The organism is Streptomyces sp. NPDC086989 (genome assembly GCF_044745505.1).
GTDB lineage: Bacteria > Actinomycetota > Actinomycetes > Streptomycetales > Streptomycetaceae > Streptomyces.
Genome location: NZ_JBIVAL010000022.1, coordinates 1 through 23,624 on the forward strand (window position 1 = coordinate 1; position 23,624 = coordinate 23,624).

21 protein-coding genes are annotated in these 23,624 nt (G+C 72.3%); 7 read left to right on the forward strand and 14 right to left on the reverse strand.

Going from position 1 to position 23,624, the window contains the following annotated elements; all coding sequences use genetic code 11:
* Window positions 1-391: 391 nt before the first annotated feature.
* From pssA to ACIPK4_RS35270, 9 genes are all read right to left on the reverse strand, one after another.
* Window positions 392-1,174, reverse strand: a complete 783-nt coding sequence (pssA, locus tag ACIPK4_RS35230) for a CDP-diacylglycerol--serine O-phosphatidyltransferase (protein WP_376193511.1) — start codon at window positions 1,172-1,174, stop codon at window positions 392-394.
* Window positions 1,175-1,247: 73 nt separating this feature from the next.
* Window positions 1,248-1,904, reverse strand: a complete 657-nt coding sequence (locus ACIPK4_RS35235) for a phosphatidylserine decarboxylase (protein ID WP_030868027.1) — start codon at window positions 1,902-1,904, stop codon at window positions 1,248-1,250.
* A gap of 186 nt (window positions 1,905-2,090) precedes the next feature.
* Window positions 2,091-3,296 (reverse strand): acyl-CoA dehydrogenase family protein, encoded by a 1,206-nt coding sequence (locus ACIPK4_RS35240; RefSeq protein ID WP_031158096.1) that lies wholly within the window; start codon window positions 3,294-3,296, stop codon window positions 2,091-2,093.
* A 2-nt stretch (window positions 3,297-3,298) separates the two neighbouring features.
* Entirely contained in the window at window positions 3,299-3,811 is a 513-nt protein-coding gene (locus ACIPK4_RS35245; RefSeq protein ID WP_030155134.1) for a MaoC family dehydratase, read from the reverse strand.
* 4 nt (window positions 3,812-3,815) lie between these two features.
* Window positions 3,816-4,790, reverse strand: coding sequence for a CoA ester lyase (locus ACIPK4_RS35250; RefSeq protein ID WP_054227428.1), 975 nt, complete (start codon window positions 4,788-4,790; stop codon window positions 3,816-3,818).
* Entirely contained in the window at window positions 4,787-6,838 is a 2,052-nt protein-coding gene (locus ACIPK4_RS35255; protein WP_376193373.1) for a protein meaA, read from the reverse strand. The genes ACIPK4_RS35250 and ACIPK4_RS35255 overlap by 4 nt, the downstream gene beginning before the upstream one ends.
* A gap of 31 nt (window positions 6,839-6,869) precedes the next feature.
* Entirely contained in the window at window positions 6,870-8,207 is a 1,338-nt protein-coding gene (gene ccrA, locus ACIPK4_RS35260) for a crotonyl-CoA carboxylase/reductase (RefSeq protein ID WP_402320678.1), read from the reverse strand.
* A gap of 400 nt (window positions 8,208-8,607) precedes the next feature.
* A complete protein-coding gene (locus ACIPK4_RS35265) occupies window positions 8,608-9,429 on the reverse strand; it encodes a TetR family transcriptional regulator (protein ID WP_376193375.1) in 822 nt (273 codons plus the stop codon).
* Between the two features lie 166 nt (window positions 9,430-9,595).
* Window positions 9,596-11,398 (reverse strand): 3-hydroxyacyl-CoA dehydrogenase family protein, encoded by a 1,803-nt coding sequence (locus ACIPK4_RS35270; protein ID WP_402320681.1) that lies wholly within the window; start codon window positions 11,396-11,398, stop codon window positions 9,596-9,598.
* Between the two features lie 395 nt (window positions 11,399-11,793).
* Between ACIPK4_RS35270 and ACIPK4_RS35275 the strand changes: the two genes are divergently transcribed.
* The gene (locus ACIPK4_RS35275; RefSeq protein ID WP_402320684.1) at window positions 11,794-12,345 is read left to right on the forward strand and encodes a HEAT repeat domain-containing protein; all 552 of its coding nucleotides are present in this window, start codon (window positions 11,794-11,796) and stop codon (window positions 12,343-12,345) included.
* 45 nt (window positions 12,346-12,390) lie between these two features.
* Here the strand turns inward: ACIPK4_RS35275 and ACIPK4_RS35280 are convergent, their stop codons facing one another.
* The 3 genes from ACIPK4_RS35280 to ACIPK4_RS35290 all read right to left on the reverse strand — a co-directional run bounded on the left by ACIPK4_RS35280 (window position 12,391) and on the right by ACIPK4_RS35290 (window position 15,637).
* Window positions 12,391-12,855, reverse strand: coding sequence for a RidA family protein (locus tag ACIPK4_RS35280; RefSeq protein ID WP_402320687.1), 465 nt, complete (start codon window positions 12,853-12,855; stop codon window positions 12,391-12,393).
* Window positions 12,856-12,879: 24 nt separating this feature from the next.
* The gene (locus ACIPK4_RS35285; RefSeq protein ID WP_402320689.1) at window positions 12,880-14,484 is read right to left on the reverse strand and encodes an alpha/beta hydrolase; all 1,605 of its coding nucleotides are present in this window, start codon (window positions 14,482-14,484) and stop codon (window positions 12,880-12,882) included.
* A gap of 112 nt (window positions 14,485-14,596) precedes the next feature.
* A complete protein-coding gene (locus ACIPK4_RS35290) occupies window positions 14,597-15,637 on the reverse strand; it encodes an Rv2578c family radical SAM protein (RefSeq protein WP_402320691.1) in 1,041 nt (346 codons plus the stop codon).
* A 204-nt stretch (window positions 15,638-15,841) separates the two neighbouring features.
* On the opposite strand from ACIPK4_RS35290, the gene ACIPK4_RS35295 reads away from it, so the two are divergent.
* From ACIPK4_RS35295 to ACIPK4_RS35310, 4 genes are all read left to right on the forward strand, one after another.
* The gene (locus ACIPK4_RS35295) at window positions 15,842-16,285 is read left to right on the forward strand and encodes an SRPBCC family protein (protein ID WP_054227436.1); all 444 of its coding nucleotides are present in this window, start codon (window positions 15,842-15,844) and stop codon (window positions 16,283-16,285) included.
* Window positions 16,286-16,535: 250 nt separating this feature from the next.
* On the forward strand, window positions 16,536-17,369 hold the full coding sequence (locus tag ACIPK4_RS35300; RefSeq protein ID WP_402320693.1) for a M55 family metallopeptidase: 834 nt from the start codon (window positions 16,536-16,538) through the stop codon (window positions 17,367-17,369).
* Window position 17,370: 1 nt separating this feature from the next.
* Window positions 17,371-18,804, forward strand: coding sequence for a M20/M25/M40 family metallo-hydrolase (locus tag ACIPK4_RS35305; protein WP_402320695.1), 1,434 nt, complete (start codon window positions 17,371-17,373; stop codon window positions 18,802-18,804).
* A gap of 13 nt (window positions 18,805-18,817) precedes the next feature.
* Window positions 18,818-20,830, forward strand: a complete 2,013-nt coding sequence (locus ACIPK4_RS35310; protein WP_402320697.1) for a S9 family peptidase — start codon at window positions 18,818-18,820, stop codon at window positions 20,828-20,830.
* Window positions 20,831-20,901: 71 nt separating this feature from the next.
* Here ACIPK4_RS35310 and ACIPK4_RS35315 read toward each other — a convergent pair whose 3' ends face one another.
* Both ACIPK4_RS35315 and ACIPK4_RS35320 read right to left on the reverse strand, forming a co-directional pair.
* Window positions 20,902-21,249: a hypothetical protein gene (locus ACIPK4_RS35315; RefSeq protein WP_402320699.1), complete on the reverse strand. Its 348-nt coding sequence runs from the start codon at window positions 21,247-21,249 to the stop codon at window positions 20,902-20,904.
* 58 nt (window positions 21,250-21,307) lie between these two features.
* Complete coding sequence (locus ACIPK4_RS35320; protein ID WP_402320702.1) at window positions 21,308-22,057, reverse strand: hypothetical protein; 750 nt, start codon at window positions 22,055-22,057, stop codon at window positions 21,308-21,310.
* Between the two features lie 11 nt (window positions 22,058-22,068).
* Between ACIPK4_RS35320 and ACIPK4_RS35325 the strand changes: the two genes are divergently transcribed.
* Window positions 22,069-22,647 carry a GNAT family N-acetyltransferase gene (locus tag ACIPK4_RS35325; protein WP_402320705.1) on the forward strand — a complete coding sequence of 193 codons (579 nt, stop codon included), beginning with the start codon at window positions 22,069-22,071 and terminating at the stop codon, window positions 22,645-22,647.
* Between the two features lie 4 nt (window positions 22,648-22,651).
* Window positions 22,652-23,551 carry an arginase family protein gene (locus ACIPK4_RS35330; protein WP_402320708.1) on the forward strand — a complete coding sequence of 300 codons (900 nt, stop codon included), beginning with the start codon at window positions 22,652-22,654 and terminating at the stop codon, window positions 23,549-23,551.
* Window positions 23,552-23,624 lie beyond the last annotated feature (73 nt).

The following is a 23,624-nucleotide window of genomic DNA, read 5'->3' on the forward strand; positions in this document are numbered from 1 at the left end:
CCCCCCCCCCCCCCCCCCCCCCCCCCCCCCCCCCCCCCCCCCCCCCCCCCCCCCCCCCCCCCCCCCCCCCCCCCCCCCCCCCCCCCCCCCCCCCCGCCCCCCCCCCCCCCCCCCCCCCCCCCCCCCCCCCCCCCCCCCCCCCCCCCCCCCCCCCCCCCCCCCCCCCCCCCCCCCCCCCCCGCCACCGGCCGCGCCACCCCGCCAGTGGGTCCACCCCGTCCCCGTCACGGCCCCCCGCTCCCGTCCCGGGCCAGTGGGTCCGTCCCGCCACCGGCCGCGCCCGCCACCGGCCGCGCCCGCCACCGGCCGCGCCACCCCGGAGGGCCGCGCAGCCCCGGGTATGCGGAAGGGCCCCCGTGCCATCGGCATCGGGGGCCCTTCCGGAGCAGTGTTACGGGAGCTGCGCCGCTCGCGCCTCGCGGCGGTTGTGGCGGAACGTGTTCGCGCGACGGGTCGTCGCGAACAGCGGGATGGTCGCCGCCAGAGCGATCTGCAGTGCGCAGCCGGTCTGGAGCAGCAGCTGACCGCCCGGGGCGTCGAACGCCCAGGCCGCCAGCAGGCCCATCGCCCCGACGATCCAGCTCAGCATCGCCACCGCGAGGACACCCCGCGGCTTCGGGTACTCGACCCGGCTCACCATCAGCCAGGCCACCCCGATGATCGCCAGCAGCGTCGGGACGAACGGCAGCTCCAGCAGGACGATCGAGACGACCGTCAGCGCGCCGAAGGGGCTCGGCATGCCCTGGAACATGCCGTCCTTCATCGTCACGCAGCTGAACCTCGCCAGCCGCAGGACCACCGCCAGCAGCACCACGATCGCCGCCAGTGCGGACATCTTCTGGTGCGCGTCGTCGGCGACCATGCCGTAGACCAGCACGAAGTACGCCGGCGCCAGCCCGAAGCTGATCAGGTCGGACAGGTTGTCCAGTTCCGCGCCCATCGGCGAGCTGCGCAGCTTGCGGGCCACGATGCCGTCGAAGAGGTCGAAGACCGCCGCGAGGAGCATCAGTATCACCGCGGTCGCCGCGCTGTGCCGGGCCATGCCCGACTCGCCGCTGCCGGTGAGGTGCGGGATGAGGATCCCGGTGGTGGTGAAGTACACCGCCATGAATCCGCACGTCGCGTTACCGAGGGTGAGGGTGTCCGCTATCGACAGCCGCAGCGAGAGCGGCATGTCGTCTTCGGCGGTCTCCTCCTCCGCGGCCTCGGGAACCCACCCACCCGTCGGTGTGATGGGAGTCTCAGGGTCAGTCACGGTCAATTCGGGTCACCCCCGCGGTGGTGGCCTGACCGACCTCGACCGCGACCTCGACACCCTCGGGGAGGTAGATGTCGACGCGGGAGCCGAAACGGATCAGACCGATGCGTTCGCCCTGCTCCACCTTGGTGCCGGCCGGCAGGTACGGGACGATGCGGCGTGCGACGGCGCCGGCGATCTGCACCATCTCGATGTCGCCGAGCTCGGTGTCGAAGTGCCAGACAACGCGCTCGTTGTTCTCGCTCTCCTTGTTGAACGCCGGGACGAACCCGCCGGGGATGTGCTCCACGGACGTCACCGTGCCCGCGAGGGGCGCACGGTTGACGTGGACGTTCAGCGGGCTCATGAAGATCGCGACCCGGGTCCGTCCGTCCTTCCACGGCATGATGCTCTGCACCACACCGTCGGCGGGCGAGATGACACGGCCCTGCGTGATCTCACGCTCGGGATCGCGGAAGAACCACAGCATGCCCGCCGCGAGAGCGGTGGTGGGCACGGCCACTGCCGCCCAGCGCCCGGACTTGCGGGCCCGGGTGAGGCTGAGCGCAGCGGTGGCGACGGTCGGCAGAAGCCACGGCGATGCTCCGCGTGCGAGACGTCCACCGAGGATGCCGACGCGAGGTGCAGAGGTTTGGCTGTGGGGCATGGATGACCTTCGTAGCGGGTGATTGCCGCGCCGCAAACAGGGGGACGGGACGGCGGCTTTACTGGAATGCTATCGGTTGCACGCAACAACTGGGCAAGCCAGAAGCCGAGTCGATGGCCGTCAGCCAGTGACTGCCAGTGATCCTTTTGCGACGAACCCATGGAGGATTCGCCGCAAAAGGGACTTTCAGCCCTGCAGTCGGTACTCCTCGAGGAGCCGTCGACCGATGATCATTTTCTGGATCTCGGCCGTACCTTCACCGATCAGCAGCATCGGCGCCTCACGGTAGAGGCGCTCGATCTCGTACTCCTTGGAGAACCCGTAGCCGCCATGGATACGGAAGGCGTCCTCCACCACTTCCTTGCAGTATTCGGAGGCGAGGTACTTCGCCATCCCTGCCTCGAGGTCGTTTCGTTCCCCGGAGTCCTTTTTGCGTGCTGCGTTGACCATCATGGCATGGGCGGCCTCGACCTTGGTAGCCATCTCGGCCAGCTTGAACTGAATGGCCTGGTGTTCGGCGATCGCCTTGCCGAAAGTGTGACGCTGCTGGGCATAAGAGACACCCAGTTCGAACGCACGCTGCGCTACGCCACAGCCACGCGCCGCCACGTTCACGCGGCCGACCTCGACGCCGTCCATCATTTGGTAAAACCCTCGGCCGGTCTGGCCGCCGAGGACCCGATTGGCCGGAATGCGCAGACCATCCATGATGAGCTCGGTCGTGTCGACGCCCTTGTAGCCCATCTTGTCGATCTTGCCGGGGATGGTCAGGCCCGGACGGACCTCACCGAAGCCCGGCTCCTTCTCGACGAGGAAGGTCGTCATCGACTTGTGGGGGGCCGTGCCCTCGGGGTGTCCTTCGTCACTTCGCACGAGGACCGCCACCAGCGTGGAGCTGCCGCCGTTCGTCAGCCACATCTTCTGGCCGTTCAGGACGTACTCGTCGCCGTCCTTGACCGCCTTGGACGTGATGGCCGACACGTCGGAGCCCAGCGCCGGCTCGGACATCGAGAACGCGCCGCGCACCTCGCCCAGCGCCATGCGGGGGAGGAAGTGGTCCTTCTGCTCCTGGGTGCCGTGCTGCTTGAGCATGTACGCCACGATGAAGTGGGTGTTGATGATGCCCGAGACGGACATCCAGCCCCGCGCTATCTCCTCCACGCACAGCGCGTAGGTGAGCAGCGACTCACCCAGGCCGCCGTACTCCTCGGGGATCATCAGCCCGAAGAGGCCGAGCTCCTTGAGGCCGTCGACGATCTGCTGCGGGTACTCGTCACGGTGTTCGAGCTCGGTCGCGACCGGGATGATCTCCTTGTCGACGAACTCCCGGACGGTCTTGAGGATCTCCCGCTGGACGTCGGTCAGCCCGGCGGTCTGGGCGAGTCGGGCCATGGCTACTTCCCCTGTTCCTTCAGCTGCGGGCGGCCGGGCTGCTCGCCGCCGCGCTCCTTGATGTACGTCTCGGTCGGGACCATCACCTTGCGCCGGAAGACGCAGACGAGGGTGCCGTCCTGCTTGTAGCCCTTGGTCTCCACGTAGACGATCCCGCGGTCGTTCTTCGACTTGGACGGGGTCTTGTCGAGGACCGTGGTCTCGCCGTAGATGGTGTCGCCGTGGAAGGTCGGCGCCACGTGCCGCAGCGACTCGATCTCCAGGTTGGCGATGGCCTTCCCGGAGACGTCCGGCACGGACATGCCGAGCAGCAGCGAGTAGATGTAGTTGCCCACGACCACGTTCTTGCCGAAGTCGGTCGTGTTCTCCGCGTAATTGCTGTCCATGTGGAGCGGGTGGTGGTTCATGGTCAGCAGACAGAAGAGGTGGTCGTCGTACTCGGTGACCGTCTTCCCGGGCCAGTGCTTGTAGACCGCGCCGACCTCGAACTCTTCGTACGTGCGTCCGAACTGCATGGCCCTAGGCCTCCGGGATCTCGAACTTGGTGGTGCGCTGCATGCCGGCGGCGCGGCCCTTGCCCGCGATGACCAGGGCCATCTTGCGGCTGGCCTCGTCGATCATCTCGTCGCCGAGCATGGCCGAGCCCTTCTTGCCGCCGGCCTCGGAGGTGCACCAGTCGTACGCGTCGAGGATCAGCTCGGCGTGGTCGTAGTCCTCCTGGGAGGGGGAGAAGACCTCGTTGGCCGCCTCGACCTGGCCCGGGTGCAGGACCCACTTGCCGTCGAAGCCCAGCGCCGCGGCCCGGCCCGCCACCTCGCGGTAGGCGTCCACGTCGCGGATCTGGAGGAAGGGGCCGTCGATCGCCTGGAGGTTGTGCATGCGGGCCGCCATCAGGATCCGCATCAGGATGTAGTGGTAGGCGTCCGCCGGGTAGCCGGGCGGCTGCATGCCCACGACCAGGGACTTCATGTTGATCGAGGCCATGAAGTCGGCGGGGCCGAAGATGATGGTCTCCAGCCGCGGCGAGGCGGCGGCGATCTCGTCGACGTTGACCAGGCCCTTGGCGTTCTCGATCTGAGCCTCGATGCCGATCTTGCCGACCTCGAAGCCCATCGTCTTCTCGATCTGGGTCAGCAGGAGGTCGAGCGCCACGACCTGCTGGGCGTCCTGGACCTTCGGCAGCATGATGCAGTCGAGGTTCTGGCCGGCGCCCTCCACGACGGTGATGACGTCGCGGTACGTCCAGTGCGTGGTCCAGTCGTTGACGCGCACCACCCGGGTCTTGCCGGTCCAGTCGCCGTTGTTCAGCGCGTCCACGATGGTGTGGCGGGCGCCCTCCTTGGCGAGCGGGGCGCAGGCGTCCTCCAGGTCGAGGAAGACCTGGTCGGCCGGCAGGCCCTGGGCCTTCTCCAGGAAGCGGGGGTTCGAGCCCGGCACCGCGAGGCAGGAGCGGCGCGGACGCAGCCGGTTCACGGGGGAAGAGGGCGTGGTCATGCGGGGACCTCCAGAGGGTCGAGCTTGTTCGCTTTCCGGATCTCGTCGACGATACGGCCGATGATCTCCGTGATGCCGAAGTCCTTGGGTGTGAAGACGGCGGCGACTCCGGCCGCCTTGAGCGCGATCGCGTCGGCGTTCGGAATGATGCCGCCGAGGACGACGGGTATGTCACCCGCCCCCGCGGTACGGAGGCGTTCCAGCACGTCCGGCACGAGCGCGCTGTGCGAGCCGGACAGGATGGACAGTCCCACGCAGTGCACGTCCTCGGCCAGCGCCGCCGAGGAGATCTCCTCGGGCGTCAGCCGGATGCCCTGGTAGACCACCTCGAACCCGGCGTCGCGGGCCCGTACGGCGATCTGCTCGGCGCCGTTGGAGTGGCCGTCCAGGCCGGGCTTGCCGACCAGCAGGCGCAGTCGGCCGGAGCCCAGGTCCTCGGCGGTCCGGGCAACCTTCTCGCGGACGAGGGCCATCGGCGTGCCTTCTTCGGCGGTGACGGCCACCGGGGCCGAGGAGACCCCGGTCGGGGCGCGGAACTCGCCGAACACCTCGCGCAGGGCGTTCGCCCACTCGCCGGTGGTGACACCCGCGCGGGCGCACTCCAGGGTGGCCTCCATCAGGTTCTCGGTCCCGGCCGCGGCCTCCTTGAGCCGGTCCAGGGCCTGCATCACCGTCGGGAAGACGAACGGGTCGCCGTTCCCCTGCCGGTCCGAGGACTCCTGCCGCTCGGCCCGCCAGCGGACGATCCGCTCCACGGTCAGCGCCTCGACGGCCGGGTCGACCGTCATGATGGCGCCGTCCAGGTCGGCCGTCAGCGGGTTCTCCTCGGTCTGCTCGAAGCAGTTGACGCCGACGATCTTGTCCTCGCCAGCCTCGATGCGGGCCCGCCGCTCGGCGTGGGAGGAGACGAGCTGGGACTTCAGGTACCCGGACTCGACTGCGGCCATCGCGCCGCCCATCTCCTGGATCCGGTCGATCTCGGCCAGGCAGTCGGCGACCAGGGAGTCGACTTTGGCCTCGATGACGTGGGATCCGGCGAAGATGTCCTCGTACTCCAGCAGGTCGCTCTCGTGGGCCAGGACCTGCTGGATGCGCAGCGACCACTGCTGGTCCCAGGGCCGGGGCAGGCCCAGCGCCTCGTTCCAGGCGGGCAGCTGCACGGCGCGGGCCCGGGCGTCCTTGGAGAGGGTGACCGCGAGCATCTCCAGCACGATGCGCTGGACGTTGTTCTCCGGCTGCGCCTCGGTCAGGCCCAGGGAGTTGACCTGGACGCCGTAGCGGAAGCGGCGCTGCTTGGCGTTCTCGATGCCGTAGCGCTCGCGGGTGACCTGGTCCCAGATGCGGCCGAAGGCGCGCATCTTGCACATCTCCTCGATGAAGCGGACACCCGCGTTCACGAAGAACGAGATGCGGGCGACCACTTCGCCGAAACGATCCTCCGGGACCTGGCCCGAGTCGCGCACCGAGTCCAGCACGGCGATCGCGGTCGACATCGCGTACGAGATCTCCTGGACCGGGGTGGCCCCGGCCTCCTGGAGGTGGTATGAGCAGATGTTGATCGGGTTCCACTTCGGGATGTGGTTGACCGTGTACGCGATCATGTCCGTCGTCAGGCGGAGCGAGGGCCCGGGCGGGAAGACGTGCGTCCCGCGCGAGAGGTACTCCTTGACGATGTCGTTCTGGGTGGTGCCCTGGAGCTGGGCGATGTCCGCGCCCTGCTCCTCGGCGGCCACCTGGTAGAGCGCCAGCAGCCACATGGCGGTGGCGTTGATCGTCATCGAGGTGTTCATCTGCTCCAGGGGGATGTCCTGGAACAGCCGCCGCATGTCGCCCAGATGGGAGACCGGGACCCCGACCCGGCCCACCTCGCCGCGGGCGAGGATGTGGTCGGGGTCGTAGCCGGTCTGCGTCGGGAGGTCGAACGCGACCGACAGGCCGGTCTGGCCCTTGGCGAGGTTGCGGCGGTACAGCTCGTTGGACGCCTCGGCCGTGGAGTGGCCGGCGTACGTCCGCATGAGCCACGGACGGTCTTTCTGGCGCTCTGTCATCTCAGGCTGTCCCTCTGGGCCCTCGGACGTCTCAGACGTTGCGGAAGCGGTTGATGGCGTCGATGTGCTGGGCGCGGAGCTCCTGGTTGCGGATGCCCAGGCCCTCCTCGGGGGCGAGGGCGAGGACGCCGACCTTGCCCTGGTGGAGGTTGCGGTGGACGTCGTAGGCGGCCTGGCCGGTCTCCTCCAGGGAGTAGACCTTGGACAGGGTCGGGTGGATCTTGCCCTTGGCCACCAGCCGGTTGGCCTCCCAGGCCTCGCGGTAGTTGGCGAAGTGCGAGCCGACGATCCGCTTGAGCGACATCCACAGGTAGCGGTTGTCGTACTCGTGCATGTAGCCCGAGGTCGAGGCGCAGGTGGTGATGGTGCCGCCCTTGCGGGTGACGTAGACCGAGGCGCCGAAGGTCTCGCGGCCGGGGTGCTCGAAGACGATGTCGATGTCCTCGCCACCGGTCAGCTCGCGGATGCGCTTGCCGAAGCGCTTCCACTCCTTGGGGTCCTGGGTCTGCTCGTCCTTCCAGAACTTGTAGCCCTCGGCGTTGCGGTCGATGACCGCCTCGGCGCCCATCGCGCGGCAGATGTCCGCCTTCTCGGGGGAGGAGACCACGCAGATCGGGTTGGCGCCGCCGGCCAGCGCGAACTGGGTGGCGTATGAGCCGAGGCCGCCGCTGGCGCCCCAGATCAGGACGTTGTCGCCCTGCTTCATGCCGGCGCCGTTGTTGGAGACCAGCTGGCGGTAGGCGGTGGAGTTGACCAGGCCGGGGGAGGCGGCCTCCTCCCAGCTGAGGTGGCCGGGCTTGGGCATCAGCTGGTTGGACTTGACGAGTGCGATCTCCGCCAGGCCGCCGAAGTTGGTCTCGAAGCCCCAGATGCGCTGCTCGGGGTCGAGCATCGTGTCGTTGTGGCCGTCGGAGGACTCCAGCTCGACGGAGAGGCAGTGCGCGACGACCTCGTCGCCGGGCTTCCAGGCGTTGACGCCGGGGCCGGTGCGCAGCACGACGCCCGCGAGGTCGGAGCCGATGACGTGGTACGGGAGGTCGTGGCGCTTGGTGAGCTCCGACAGGCGCCCGTAGCGCTCCAGGAAGCTGAAGGTGGACACGGGCTCGAAGATCGAGGTCCACACGGAGTTGTAGTTGACCGACGAGGCCATGACGGCCACGAGGGCCTCGCCCGGGCCGAGCTCCGGCACCGGGACCTGGTCGAGGTGCAGGGACTTGCGCGGGTCCTTCTCGCGGGTGGTGAGCCCTGCGAACATCTCCGCCTCGTCCTTGTGCACGGTGACCGCGCGGTACGAGTCGGGAAGCGGCAGATTCGCGAAGTCGGCGGGCGTAGCGGCCTGCGACTGGATCGCGTCCAGGATGTCCTTCACGGTGTTGCCTCCGGCGAAGCGCTGATGAGGGTGCGCTGAGGGATACGCGGGTGCGTGGAACGGGTGTGGTGTGGTGCTGCGTGGTGCCGTCGGTCCGGCGGAGCTGTGGTGCTGGCGACGCCCGTGGTGGGGCGTGCGGTGCCTGGTGACGCAGGCATCCGGGGCGCGGTTCGTGCCGAGTGGGCGTGGACCGCGGGGACATCCGGACGAGATTTAACGTATGGCACCCCGTGTCACTCAGCAAGGCACCGCGTGCCAAAACTTTCTCTCATTTGCCTATTGACCTGCGCATATGAGCGATGATCGATCAGAGTTACCGGCGAGTAGGGGCAAGTCGGACAAACAAAAGCGGCCGCCCCCGGAATGGGAGCGGCCACTGTGATGTGCGTGACTCGTGCGTCTACTGCTTGTTTCTCAGCGCTTCCTCGATGGTCCGCATGACCTCGTCGAGTGGGGCGTCCGTCCGGGCCACCGCCACCAGCACCTCGCCCTGCGTACGGACCTCCGCCGGCGCGGCCGGGGCCGGACCGGTGGTCAGGGTCCGGCCCGCGCCGATCCCCGTGCCGAAGGTCTTGCGCACGATGGAGAAGGCGTGGTCCAGCTGCGCCTCCACGTCCCCCTGGCCCCCCGCGCGCAGCCAGCGCCGCAGCACGTGGTTGTGGGCCGTCACCACGGCGGAGGCGGCCACCTCGGCCAGCAGCGGGTCGTCGTTGCCGTCGTGATGGTCGGTCTCGTCGAAGTGGGCCAGCAGGTAGCGGGTGAACAGCCGCTCGTAGCGGGCCACCGAGGCGATCTCCCGCTCCCGCAGCGCCGGCACCTCGCGGGTCAGCCGGTAGCGCTCCACCGACACCGCCGGCGAGGCGGCGTACATCTTCATGACTTCCTTGATCCCGCGGCACACCGTGTCGAGCGGGTGCTCGTGCGCCGGGGCCACGTCCAGCACGGCCTCGGCCCTGGTCAGGGTGTCGTCGTGGTCCGGGAAGATCGCCTCTTCCTTGGACCGGAAGTGCCGGAAGAACGTCCGCCGCGCCACCCCCGCCGTCGCGGCGATCTCGTCGACCGTCGTCGCCTCGTACCCCTTGGTCGCGAACAGCTCCATCGCGGCCGCGGCGAGCTCGCGCCGCATCTTGAGCCGCTGTGCGGCCGCCTTGGTGCCGGCCGTGCTCTCCGGGGCGTCGGAGGCCGTGGCGGCGCGGGGCGAGGACTTGGCGGGCTGGGACATAGAGCGAAAGTACTTCATTCGGGCGGGCGAGCGCGCCTGAGGGGGGTGGGACGGGGGTGGATGCGGGGGAGAGCCCGCACTGGGCTCGGAAGGTACGGTCTGCCGTGAGGGTCCGGCAGACCCGAGCAGCCCTCCCCACGCATCCGGCTCCGGGGCCCGCGGCGGCTTACCGGCGGGCGTACTCACGGAATCCGCGGCCGGTCTTCCGGCCCAGGCAGCCCGCCGCCACCAGGTGCTCCAGCAGCGGGGAGGGGGCCAGACCGGGGTCGCGGAACTCCTTGTGGAGGACCTTCTCGATCGCCAGCGAGACGTCCAGGCCGACGACGTCGAGGAGCTCGAAGGGCCCCATCGGGTAGCCGCCGCCCAGCCTCATGGCGGCGTCGATGTCGTCGAGGCTGGCGTAGTGCTGCTCGACCATCTTGACGGCGTTGTTCAGGTACGGGAACAGCAGCGCGTTCACGATGAACCCGGCCCGGTCCCCGCAGTCCACCGGGTGCTTGCGCACCTTCGTGCAGATCTCGCGGACCGTGGCGTGCACGTCGTCGGAGGTCAGGACGGTCCGGACCACCTCGACCAGCTTCATCGCCGGCGCCGGGTTGAAGAAGTGCATGCCGATCACGTCCTGCGGACGCGAGGTCACGCGGGCCACCGCGATCACCGGGAGCGAGGAGGTCGTGGTGGCCAGCACCGCGCCCGGCTTGCAGACCTTGTCGAGGGCCGCGAACAGCTCTTGCTTGACCGCGAGGTTCTCGGCGACGGCCTCCACGGCCAGGTCCACGTCGGCGAAGGCGTCCAGCGAGCCGGCCGGGGTGATCCGCTCCAGCGTCTGCGCCGCGTTCTCCTCGGTCAGCTTGCCCTTGGACACCGCACGGCCCAAGGACTTGCCGATCGCGGCCTTCGCGGCGTCCGCCTTCTCCTGGCTGCGGGCGGCGAGCACCACCGCGAAACCGGCCTGCGCGAAGACCTGCGCGATACCGCTCGCCATGGTGCCGGAGCCGGCCACGCCGACCGAGGAGACCGGACGGCCCTCGCCGAGCCGGGCCCCGTCCAGCGGGGTCTGCGCGTCGCGGACGATCGTGGAGCTGCCCGGCTCCGCGTACGTGTAGAAACCGCGCCCGGACTTCTGCCCGGTCAGCCCCGCCTCCGCGAGGTGGCCCAGGATCGGCGCCGGGGCGTGCAGCCGGTCGCCGGAGGCGGCGTACATGGCCTCCAGGACGGTGCGGGCCGTGTCCACGCCGATCAGGTCGAGCAGGGCGAGCGGGCCCATCGGCAGGCCGCAGCCCAGCCGCATCGCCGCGTCGATGTCCTCGCGGGAGGCGTACTTCGACTCGTACATCGCGGCGGCCTGGTTGAGGTAGCCGAACAGCAGGCCGTCCGCGACGAAGCCGGGGCGGTCGCCGACGGAGACGGGCTCCTTGCCGAGCTCGCGGGCCAGCGCCGTGACCGCCTCGACGGCCGGTGGGGCCGTCAGGACGCTGGAGACGACCTCGACCAGCTTCATCGCCGGCGCCGGGTTGAAGAAGTGCAGGCCGAGGACGCGCTCGGGGCGCTGCGACTCGGCGGCGAGCCGGGTCACCGACAGCGCGTTCGTGCCGGTGGCCAGGATCGTGTCGGGCCGGACGATCGCGTCGAGCTCGCGGAAGAGGCGCTGCTTGAGCTCGTAGTCCTCCGGGACGACCTCGATGACGAGGTCGGCGTCGGCGGCGGCGGACAGCTCGGTGAAGGTGCGGAAACGGGCGAGGACGCCCTCCCGCTCCTGCTCGGTGAGCCGCTCGCGGGTCACCGAACGGGCCGTGGCGGCCGCGAGGGCGGCGGTGGCCCGGCGGGTGGCGGCGTCGCTGATGTCGATGCCGATGACCTCGCGGCCGGCCTGGGCCAGGACCTCGGCGATGCCGGTGCCCATGGTGCCGAGGCCGATGACGGCGATGGTCTGGAGGGTGGACTGACTGGACGTGGACGGAAGGTCCATCGCGGGACTCCAGTGGAAGAGGGTGACGACTGAGGGCTGCGCGCGGCGCACGACGCGGCAGGAGGGCCCGGCCCGGAAACGGGCGGGGGGAGAACGGCGGACCCTGTCCCGGGGCCACGCCGAACAAGAGGGGCGGGGGCCGAGGCGCACGGGGCGCCCGAGCCGCACGAGGTACCTGACGTGCCCAGGGGCATGAGGTACCGGACCGACTGGTACGGGGCGGCTGCGTCACCAGGCCGGCCTCGTACGTTGAAAGGAGCGTAACCCGCCGGTAACTCGCGCGCCAGGGCGCGGAGATGTGACCTGTACCGCCCAAATGTACCGATCATCGATCATCGATCAGTCATCTGCGGAAACGGCCCGTGGCGGCGGCCGAGCCGTCCTAGGGTGGCCGGGTGACCGACGTGCTGGAGCGCCTGCGAACGGAAGCCGGAGCCTCCCCCCGGTACGGGGAACTGCTCGCGGCGGACCCCGACGCCCTGGCCGCCTCCCTGACCTCCGCCGGCCTGCCCCTGTGGGCCCGCGAACTGGCCGCGTACCGCCTGGGCCTCGCCGGGGACCGGCGGGCCTTCGAGCCCCTGGTGCTGCTCCTCAACCACCGCGACCCACCGCGTTGCGAAGCCGCCGCCGAGGCGCTCGCCGTCCTGGGGGACCCGCGTACGGCCCGCGCCGCGGCGGCCCTCGCCACCAACACCCTGCGCACGGCCTACGCCCTCCAGCCGGTCCGGCTCCTGACGGCCCTGCGCGCCCCCGAATCGGCGCCGGCCCTGATGGCCACGCTGTCGAGGCTGCTGTCCCCGCACGACCCGTACTGGCGGGTGGCCCTGGCCTGCGTCGAGGGCCTCGGCGCGCTCGCCGACCCGCGCGCCCGCCCGGTCCTCGTCAGCGCCCAGTCCCACCCCCGCCTCGCGGTGGCGGCCACGGCGGCGCTGCGCAGGCTCGGCTGAACCGGCCGCACCCCGCCCCGCCCGAGCGCGGACGCGGCGGCGCGCTCAGCCGGCCACCGGGACGATCGCGAAGGCCTCCACCTCCAGCAGGAGCTCCGGGCGGACCAGGGCGGCGACCTGGACGGCCGAGGACGCCGGCAGCCGGCCGGCGGGGATGACGGCGGCGCGTGCCTCCCGCAGCGCCGGGAGGTGGGCCATGTCCGTGACGAAGTACGTCAGCTTCACCACGTCGTCGAAGGTGGCCCCGGCCGCCGCCAGGCACCGGCCCAGGTTGTCGAACACCTGCCGGGCCTGGGCGGCGGCGTCGCCCTCGCCGACCACCTCGCCCTTCTCGTCGAAGGCGCACTGGCCCGAGACGGCCACGAACCGACCGGTGCCCCAGACGACGTGGCTGTACTGGGGGCTGGCGGCGATGCCTTCCGGGGCGGCGACGCGGGTGAGGTGGCCGGGAGCGGGAGCGGGAGCGGGAGCGGGCGCGGGAACGGGCGCGGCCGAGGGCGTGGTGGTCATGGGCATGATCCTGCCCGGGTCGGATCAGCCGCGGAAGCCCAGCAGGCCGTGGAGGGCCGTGCCGCCCGCCGAGGGCGGCACCGCGCGGGTCGACGTGGTCGGCTTCGGGGCCGGCTGCGCGGCGCAGGTCGCGTCCGAGGCCTGCCCCGTGCGCAGGTACCCCGCCACCTTCTCGTCCAGGCACTTGTTGCCGCTGAGCGAGACCCCGTGGTTGCCGCCGCCCTCCTCGACCACCAGGGCCGAGCCCTTCAGCTTCCCCTTCATGCTCAGCGCCCCCTCGAACGGGGTCGCCGCGTCGTCCGTCGCCTGGAGCAGCAGGGCGGGCGGGAGATCGGCGTTGGTCACGTCCGGAGCCGCCAGCGGCTCCGTCCGCCAGAACGCGCACGGGGCGTTGTACCAGGCGTTGTTCCAGGTCATGAAGGGCGCCTTCGCGTGGGTGCGCCACATGTCCGCGCGCCACTGGTTCCAGTCCTTCGGCCAGGCCGAGTCACGGCACTGCACCGCCGTGTACACGCTGTAGCTGTTGCCGGCGGAGGGCTCCACCGCCCCGAACCGCTCGTACGCCGCCACCAGCGGCTTCGGGTCCTCGGTCACGGCGTACGCGGAGAAGGCCTCGGCCAGGACCGGCCAGTAGCCGTTGTAGTAGCCGCCCGGCATGAAGGTGTCCTCCAGCTCCGCCGGACCCACCTTGCCGCCCGCCGGCGTCGCGCGCAGGGCGTCCCGCATCGCGTACCAGCGCTCCTCGACCACCGCCGGGTCGGCGCCCAGCCCGTACTTCTCGTCGTACTGGGCCACCCACGCCAGGAACGCCTTGTGCCGGGCGTCGAACGCCTGGTCCTGTGCGAGGTTGTCCTCGTACCAGACCCCGCCCGGGTCGACCACGGAGTCCAGGACGAGGCGGTGCACCCGGCCGGGGTGGAGCTTGGCGTACACCGCGCCGAGGTAGGTGCCGTACGAGTAGCCGAAGTAGCTGAGCTTCGCCGCGCCCAGCGCGCCGCGCAGCACCTCCAGGTCGCGGGCGGCCGAGACGGTGCCGATGTACGGGAGGACGTCCGCGTGCCTGGTCTGGCAGGACTCGGCGAAGGACTTCACCCGGTCCAGGTTGGCCCGCTCGGTCTGCGCGTCGAGCGGTACGGAGTCCGGGCGCACCGGGGTGAAGTGGCCGGGTCCGCAGTCCAGGGCGGGCTCGCTCTTGCCGACGCCCCGGGGGTCGAAGCCGATCACGTCGTACTGGGCGGCCACGTCCTTCGGCAGCGCGGACGCGATGAACCCGGCCAGGGCCCGGCCGCTTCCGCCGGGCCCGCCGGGGTTGACGAGCAGCGGGCCCTGGGAGGTGGCGGCGGTGTGCGGGACCCGGGTCAGCGCCAGGGAGATCTGCCGGCCGGCCGGGTGGTCGTGGTCGAGCGGGACCTTGAGGGAGGCGCACTGCAGCGTCGGGTAGCGCGGGGTCGCGCAGCCGGTCCAGCGCAGCGCGGCGGCCGCGGCGGCGGCCGTGCCGGTGGGCGCCGCCGCCGTCGGTGCGGCACCCGCCGGGCTCGTGACGGCGGCGGCCACGGTCGCGGTGGCGATCGACAGCAGGACGGCGGCGCGCTTCGTGAAGGTGCCGCGCTTCTTCGCGGGGTGCAGCATGGGGCCTCCCAGCCGAGGGTTCTGGGCGGAATCGTCCCGGAAACCATGGCCGGAAGGCGGGATTGGGCAGTCGATTGGCCCGATGTGATGAGCCTTCAGAGGCCGTACGAGGTCACAGGAGGCTGAGCTGCGTGGGCCCGGCGGGGGCGGGCTCGGCCGGGCGTTCGGGGACGGGTGTCCGGTGCGCCGCGGCCGGCAGGGCGGGCCCGATGCCGAATTCCGCCGCGAGTTCGTGGACTTGGCGGGTGATCCGGCGCTGGTACCAGGTGGGGGCGTACGAGCCCCCCGCGTACATCCGCTCGTACCGTTCGACCAGGTGGGGGTGGTGCGTCCGCAGCCAGGCCGCGAACCACTCGCGGGCGCCCGGCCGCAGATGGAGTACCAGGGGTGTCACGGAGGTCGCCCCCGACTCGGCGACGGCCCGGACGGTGGCCCGCAGCTGCTCGGGCGAGTCCCCGAGGAAGGGGATGACCGGGGCCATCAGCACCCCGCACTCGATCCCGGCGCCGGTGAGGGCCCGTACGGCGGCCAGCCGGCCGGCGGGGGAGGGCGTGCCGGGTTCGACGGTCCGCCACAGGGCGGTGTCGGTGAAGCCGACGGAGACGCAGATGCCGACGTCGGTGACCTGGGCGGCCCGCCGCAGGAGGGGGAGGTCGCGCAGGATCAGCGTGCCCTTGGTCAGGATGGAGAACGGGTTGGCGCGCTCGGTCAGGGCCTCGACGATCCCGGGCATCAGCCGGTAGCGGCCCTCGGCGCGCTGGTAGCAGTCCACGTTGGTGCCCATGGCGATGTGCGCGCCGGTCCACCGGCCGGAGCCCAGTTCGCGGCGCAGCAGTTCCGGGGCGTTGGTCTTGACGACGATCTGCGAGTCGAAGCCGGCGCCGGTGTCGAGGTCGAGGTAGGCGTGCGTCTTGCGGGCGAAGCAGTAGACGCAGGCGTGACTGCACCCGCGGTACGGGTTGACCGTCCACTCGAAGGGCATCCGCGAGGCGCCGGGCACACGGTTCAGGATCGAGCGGGCGCGGACCTCGTGGAAGGTGATCCCGCGGAACTCGGGGGTGTCGAAGGTGCGCGTGACGACGGAGCCGGCGCCGAAGAGCGCCCCCGTGGTGGCCGGGGCTGCGGGCCCGTCCGTCAGATTGTCCCAGCGCATGAGCGCCTCCCTCGGTAGCTCTGGGCCGAGAATAGAACAAACGTTCCCATGATCGTGCGGGGGGGAGTCCGAGGGCGCCGGGCCCTCTGCCCCGCCCGCACGGCCGGGGGCCGCCCGGCCGCCCGCGCGGCCCGGATTTGGGCGCGTGCCCCGGAGGTGGTTGGCTTGCCGCGACGAGCGGACACAACTGCTGGAGGAACAGCTATGGCGCAGGTCGAGGCCACCACGGAACGGATCATCGCGGCCGACGCGGAGACCGTGTTCGACGCGCTGGCGGACTACGCCGGGACCCGGGGCAAGCTGCTGCCCGAGCACTTCAGCGAGTACGAGGTGCGCGAGGGCGGCGACGGCGAGGGCACCCTCGTCCACTGGAAGCTCCAGGCCACCAGCAAGCGCGTGCGCGACTGCCTGCTGGAGGTCACCGAGCCCACCGACGGCCAGCTCGTGGAGAAGGACCGCAACTCCACCATGGTGACCACCTGGGTCGTCACCCCCGCCGGTGAGGGCAGGTCCAAGGCCGTGGTCACCACCGTCTGGAACGGCGCCGGCGGCATCGGCGGCTTCTTCGAGCGCACCTTCGCCCCCAAGGGCCTCGGCCGCATCTACGACACCCTGCTGGCCAACCTGGCCGCCGAAGTCGAGGGCTGAGCAAGGCGGTTGCCCCGCGGCGGCGCCGGGCGGCTCACCGGATCGGGTGGATTCTCCGCCCGGCCCGAGCCCCCGGCCGGCCCCGCCCGCGGCGGGCGTCCCGGCGCGACGCCCGCCGGGGGCGTTTCCCGGCGCGCCCCCGGGCGTGGCCCCCGGCCGGAACGGGCCCGGGCGGCTAGGCTGGGGGCCTGCGTGGACGGCTCCGTCCGTGTCGGCCGCGCCCTGCGCAGCCGACCGCCCGGGGGGCCCGATGAAGATCCTCGTCTCCGCCGACATGGAAGGCGCCACGGGCGTCACCTGGCCCGCCGACGTGCTGCCCGGCACGCCCGAGTGGGAGCGCTGCCGCCGGCTGTTCACCTCCGACGTGAACGCGGCCGTCCTCGGCTTCCTCGACGGGGGCGCCGACCAGGTCCTCATCAACGAGGCCCACTGGAGCATGCGCAACCTGCTGCTCGAACAGCTCGACGAGCGGGCCGAGATGCTCACCGGCCGCCACAAGTCCCTCAGCATGGTCGAGGGGGTCCAGCACGGTGACGTCGACGGCATCGCGTTCGTCGGCTACCACACCGGCGCCGGCACACCGGGCGTCCTCGCCCACACCTACCTCGCCAACTCCATCACCGGGGTCTGGCTCAACGGCGTCCGCGCGAGCGAGGGGCTGCTCAACGCGCACGTCGTCGCCGAGTACGGGGTCCCCGTCGTCCTCGTCACCGGCGACGACCTGACCTGCGTGGACGCCGAGGCGTACGCGCCGGACGCGGTCAAGGTCGCCGTCAAGGACCACGTCTCCCGCTACGCCGCCGTCTGCCGCACCCCGGCCCGCACGGCCGCCGACATCAGAGCCGCCGCCAAGGAGGCCGCGGCCCTCGCCGTCCGCCGGGAACCCGTGCCCGGCGGCCCGTACACCGTGGAGCTGGAGTTCGACGCCGAGCACCTGGCGCTGACCGCGACCGTCGTCCCGGGCGTCGAACGCTCCGGGGAGCGCCGGGTCGCGTACACCAGCGCGACGATGTACGAGGGGATCCGGGCCTTCAAGGCGGTCACGACGGTCGTCTCCGCGGCCGTGGAGGAGCAGTATGGCTGACATGCCCGCAGTCACCCAGGAGAGTCCCGCCGGGGAGCCCCGGCCCGTGGCGGACCCGGCGGACCCGGCGGATCGGGTGAGCCCGGTGAGCCCGGTGAGCACGGAGGACCCGGTGAGTCCGGTGGATCAGGTCGCGCTCGACGAAGCCGTCGCGTTCACCTCCGGCCTGATCCGCATCGACACCACCAACCGGGGCGGCGGCGACTGCCGCGAACGCCCCGCCGCCGAGTACGTCGCCGAGCGCCTCGCCGGCGCCGGCCTGGAACCGGTCCTCCTCGAACGCACGCCCGGTCGCACCAACGTGATGGCCCGGATCGAGGGCACCGACCGCGGCGCCGAAGCCCTCCTCGTCCACGGTCACCTCGACGTGGTCCCCGCCGAGCCCGCCGACTGGAGCGTGGACCCCTTCTCCGGGGAGATCCGCGACGGGGTGGTCTGGGGCCGCGGAGCCGTCGACATGAAGAACATGGACGCGATGGTGCTGGCCGTCGTACGGGCCTGGGCGCGCGCGGGGGTCAGGCCCCGCCGGGACGTCGTCATCGCCTACACCGCCGACGAGGAGGACAGTGCGGTCGACGGCTCGGGTTTCCTCGCCGACCGGTACCCGCACCTCTTCGAGGGCTGCACGGAAGGGCTGAGCGAGTCCGGCGCCTTCACCCTGCACAACGGCCCCGGGCAGCCCCTCTATCCGATCGCGGCCGGTGAACGCGGCACCGCCTGGCTGAAGTTGACCGCCCACGGCACGACCGGGCACGGCTCCAAGCCCAACCGGGCCAATGCCGTCAGCCGGCTCGCCGCAGCCGTGGCCCGGATCGGCGAGTACCGGTGGCCCGTCCGGCTCACCGACACCGTCGCCGCCTGCATCACCGAACTCGCCGCCCTCCAGGGCCTGACGGTGGACCCCCGCGCCCGCGGTTTCGACGCCGACTCGGTCCTCGGCAAACTCGGCCCCGCCGGCCTCCTGGTCGAGGCGACCGTGCGCAACAGCGCCAACCCGACCATTCTCGAAGCCGGTTACAAGCTCAACGTCGTTCCGGGCACCGCCACCGCCTACGTGGACGGCCGTACGCTGCCCGGCGGCGAGGCCGAGTTCATCGCCACCCTCGACGCCCTCACCGGCCCGGACGTCACCTGGGCGTTCCACCACCGCGAGGTGGCACTCGAAGCCCCCGTGGACGGACGGACGTTCGCGATCCTGCGCGAGTCGGTGGAACGCTTCGACCCCGACGGCCACGTGGTGCCCTTCTGCATGGCGGGCGGCACCGACGCCAAGCAGTTCTCCCGGCTCGGGATCACCGGATACGGCTTCTCCCCGCTGAAGCTGCCCCCGGGCTTCGACTACTGGTCCCTGTTCCACGGCGTGGACGAGCGGGTCCCCGTCGACGCCCTGCACTTCGGGGTGCGCGTCCTCGACCACGCCCTGCGGACCTTGTGAGGGGGAGCCCGTGATGGCGGTGCCCACCGGGCCCTACGGCAGCTGGCCGTCGCCCATCGACGCGGCCGCCGCCGCCTCGCTCGACGGGCGGCCCGAGTACATCGGCACCATCGGCCCGGAAGTGTGGTGGACCGAGCCCCGGCCGGCCGAGGGCGGCCGCCGGACCCTGGTGCGCAGGCCCGCCGACGGCGGCCCCGAGGCCTCGGTGCTGCCCGCGCCGTGGAACGTCCGCAGCCGTGTCACCGAGTACGGCGGCCGGCCCTGGGCCGGCGCCGAACGGCCCGCGGACGGACCGCTGGTGGTGTTCGTGCACTTCGCCGACCAGCGGATGTACGCGTACGAGCCCGACGCGCCCGGCGGCGCGGCCCCGCGCCCCCTCACCCCCGTCTCCGCGGTCGGCGGTGGGCTGCGCTGGGCCGATCCGGTTCTGCGCGGGAGTGAAGTCTGGTGCGTGCTGGAGGAGTTCACCGGCCCGGCGCCCACCGATGTGCGCCGGGTGCTGGCCGCCGTTCCGCTGGACGGCTCCGCCGCCGGGGACCGGACCCTCGTACGCGAACTCACCGACGACCGGCACCGGTTCACCACCGGACCGCGGCTGTCACCCGACGGCCTGCACGCGGCCTGGCTGGTGTGGGACCACCCCCGGATGCCCTGGGACGGCACCGAGGTGCGCGTCGCCGGGATCCGGCCCGACGGGACGCTCGCCGACGCCCGTACCGTACTGGGCGGCCCCGAGGAGGCCGTGGCCCAGGTGGAGTGGAGCCTGCGCGGCGACCTCCTCGCCGTCAGCGACCGCAGCGGCTGGTGGAACCCGTACCGGGTGGACCCGGTGACCGGCGAGGCCGTCAACCTGTGCCCGCGCGAAGAGGAGTTCGGCGGCCCCCTGTGGAAGCCCGGGCTGAGCTGGCTGGCCCCGCTCCCCGGAGGGCTCCTCGCCGTCCTGCACGGCCAGGGCTCCTCGGTGCTCGGCGTCCTCGACCCGGAGAGCGGCGACCTGGTGGACGCCGCCGGGCCGTGGACGGCCTGGCAGCCCACCCTCGCCGCGCACGGCACCCGCGTCTACGGGGTCGCGGCCAGCCCGCGCAGCGCCTACGAGGTCGTGGAACTCGACACCGGCAACGGGCACGCCCGGGTGGTCGGCGCGGCCGGGGTGGACCCGGTGGACCCCTCGTACTACCCGGAACCGCAGAGCAGGACGTTCCTCGGCCCGGGCGGCCGGGAGATCCACGCCCACGTCTACCCGCCGCACCACCCCGCGCGCGGGGCCCCCGCCGACGAACTGCCCCCGTACGTGATCTGGGCGCACGGCGGCCCCACCGACCATGTGCCCCCCGTACTCGACCTGCACATCGCCTACTTCACCTCGCGCGGCATCGGCGTGGCCGAAGTGAACTACGGCGGCTCCAGCGGCTACGGGCGCGCCTACCGGGAACGGCTGCGCGAGCAGTGGGGCGTCGTCGACGTGGAGGACTGCGCGGCGGTGGCCCGGTCGCTGGCGGCCGAGGGCACCGCCGACCCCGGCCGGCTCGCCATCCGCGGCGCCAGCGCGGGCGGCTGGACGGCGGCGGCCTCGCTGGCCGCCGGTGACCTGTACGCCTGCGGCACGATCATCTACCCCGTCCTGGACCTGCTTGGCTTCGCCGAGGAGACCCACGACCTGGAGTCCCGCTACGTCGACGGTCTGGCCGGCCCCCCGCAGACCCTGGCCGTACGCTGCCGCGAGCGCTCGCCGGTGGCCCGGGCCGACCGGATCACCGCCCCCTTCGTACTGCTCCAGGGCCTGGACGACCCGGTCTGCCCGCCGGCCCAGGCGGAGCGCTTCCTCGCGGCCCTGCGGGGGCGCCCGGTGCCGCACGCGTACGTCGCCTTCGAGGGCGAGGGGCACGGGTTCCGGCGGGCGGACACCATGGTCCGGGCACTTGAGGCGGAACTCTCCCTGTACGCCCAGGTGTTCGGCTTCGACCGGCCCGACGTCCCCCGCCTCGCCCTGCGACCGGCCCCGGCCGGGAAGCCGGACGCCCCCTGAGGGCTGTCGTCACAGTTAAGGGCTGTCGCCACAGTCCCGTCTGGCCGGCGGGGCCTGGTGCGCACGCTCCTCTAGCCGGTGCTCGGCGGTGGGGCGGTGCCGGGCTCCGACGTGCCGGTGACCGCATGGAAGGCGCCCTGCGGGGTGTGGAGCAGCACCGCCGCGCCGGGGACCGCCGGCCGTTTCGCCGCCGGGTCGTCCACGGCCCGGGGGGCGGCCGGCCTGATCGGCTTCAGGGGCGACGGGATGCGGGTGGGCGCGGGCGGGGTCATCGTCGCCGCGGGAGCGGGGGCGGGCGACGGGTCCGTGGTCGCCGCCGCGGCCGGCGGCACGCCGACCGCGAGCAACAGGGCCGCGCAGGGAGCCAGCAGCGCCGTGCGCCGGTGGGCGGGCCGCGCGCCGGTTCGGTGGGTCAGCATGCACTCACCCCAACCCTGATTCGGGCCCCCGCCCTGATGAGGGCAGAAGCACCCCATTTTAGCAGCGGGGCTCCGGGCGGGCCGTGTGCAGCCAGACGCGCAGCGGGCCCAGCGGGGTGAAGCCGTGACGGACCGCGGTGTCCAGGTCGTCCCCGGCCTCGTAGCCGACGACCGGCAGGCCGGGCCACAGCGCCGCGACCGCGGTGAGGGCGCCCGCCCAGGCCTCGTCGTCCGGGGTGCCGTCCGCGGTGAACACGTTGGAGATCCCGACGACCCCGCCGGTCCGGTTGGCGGCTGCCCCGGCGACGATGCGCCCGTCGGCCGCCCGTCCGGCGAGGAAGGCGATCTCCGGCGTGAGCAGGCCCGCGGAGAACAGGCCGCCGCTCTCCCCGCCGTCCCAGGCCGCCTCCCAGCCGGCCAGCTCCCCGGCGTCGGCGACCCGGGCCCAGGCCAGTGCGGACGCGGCCGGAACCGGGGCGTCCGCCGGCCGGTGGATCCACTCGGCGCCGAACAGCACCTCGAAGCCCGCCGGAGCCAGGTCGAGCAGAGCGAAGCTGTCCTTCACCGAGCAGCCGGGGGAGGCGGTGTCCATCCCGGCCAGCAGCGCGTCCGCCGAGGCGCCGCGGGTCAGGGTCACGCCGTCGGGGTAGTACGGCGGGGTGCGGTGGGCGCTGGTCCACGCGTCGTGCGTGAACGCGCCGCCGCCGCTGACCGCCGCGCACCACTCGGCGTTGTTGCGTACCGCCGCGTGCAGCAGTTCTTCGGTGTCCGGGGTGATGATCACGCCGGGAATCCTGTCACAGCTCATAGCCTGGGCGGATGTCATATTCCGCGTACCTGCGCGAGGGACGGCACGTCGGGCTGCGGCCCTTCCGGCTCGCCGACGGCCCCGAGTTCACCACCCACGTCCACGAGAGCCGCCACCTCCACCACCCCTGGCTCGCCCCGCCGGCGACGATCGAGGAGTACGAGCCTTACGCCGCGTCCCTGATCCAGGGTGAGACACGGGTGGGCTTCCTGGTCTGCGAACGCGAGACCGGGGCCATCGCGGGCTTCGTCAACATCAACAACATCGTCCGCGGCGCCTTCGACTGCGGAGCTCTCGGTTACGGCGCCTTCGCGCACGCCGCGGGACGGGGGCTGTTCCGGGAGGCCCTGGGCCTCGTCGTGGCGCACGCCTTCACCCCCGGGGACGAGGGCGGCCTGGAGCTGCACCGGCTGGAGGCCAACATCCAGCCGGGCAACGCGGCCTCCCTCGCCCTGGTCCGCGGGGCCGGGTTCCGGCGGGAGGGGTTCTCCCCGGACTTCCTCTTCGTCGACGGCGCCTGGCGCGACCACGAGCGCTGGGCGATCACTGCCGAAATGTCTGGTCCTGCGGCCGCAGATCGCGCAGGATGAGGAGATGCGAAGCCTGGTTCTCCTCGACGCCCCGTCCAACCTGGGCCTGCGCCCGCCCGCACCCGCCACCGTCCCCGGCGTCTACAAACTGGCGGGCGCCCTGCGCGAGCAGGGCCTGCTGAGCAGGCTCGGCGCCCGAGAGGGCGGAGTGGTCGTGCCGCCGCGCTACGACCGCGGCGACTGGCGGGAGGGCGACGGGGTCTTCCATGCCGGGCCCCTCGCCGCCTACACCGTCGCCCTCGCCGACCGGATCGAAAAGCACCTGCGCGCAGGCGAGTTCCCCGTCGTCCTCGGTGGTGACTGCTCGATCCAGCTCGGCGCCAGTCTCGCCATGCGCCGCGTCGGACGGTACGGACTGGCCGCGATCGACGGCTCCGCCGACTTCCGCCACCCCGGCAACGAAGCCGTCAACGGGCCGGTCGGCGCGGCCGCCGGGGAGGAACTCGCCCTCGCCACCGGCCGCGGCCAGGCCGACCTCGCCGACCTGGAGGGGCGCGGGCCCTACCTGCGGGACGAGGACGTACGGCTCTTCGGGCTGCGCGACGGCGACGAGGACCTGCCCGAGCTGCGCGCCGCGGGGATCTCCACGGCCACCGTCGGGGACATCCGGGCCCGCGGCGCCGCCGCCGTGGCCCGCGCCGCGCTGGACGGCCTCCACCCGCCGGACACCGACGGGTTCTGGGTCCACCTCGACGCCGACGTGCTCGACCCGGACGTGATGCCCGCCGTCGACAGCCCCGAACCCGGCGGCCTGCTCCCCGGCGAACTCGCCGCACTGCTCTCCGTTCTGGTGGGCTCCCCCCGCTGCGTCGGCCTCAACGTCACCGTCTACGATCCGGACCTCGACCCGGACGGGCGGTCCGCGGCGCTGCTCGCGGACCTGATCACGGGCGCGTTCGTGTAGCGCTTCGGCCAGGGCTTTGCGTAATCCTGACCGGTGGTGATCCGCAGAACCCCTGTGCACCGGCCGCGGTGGC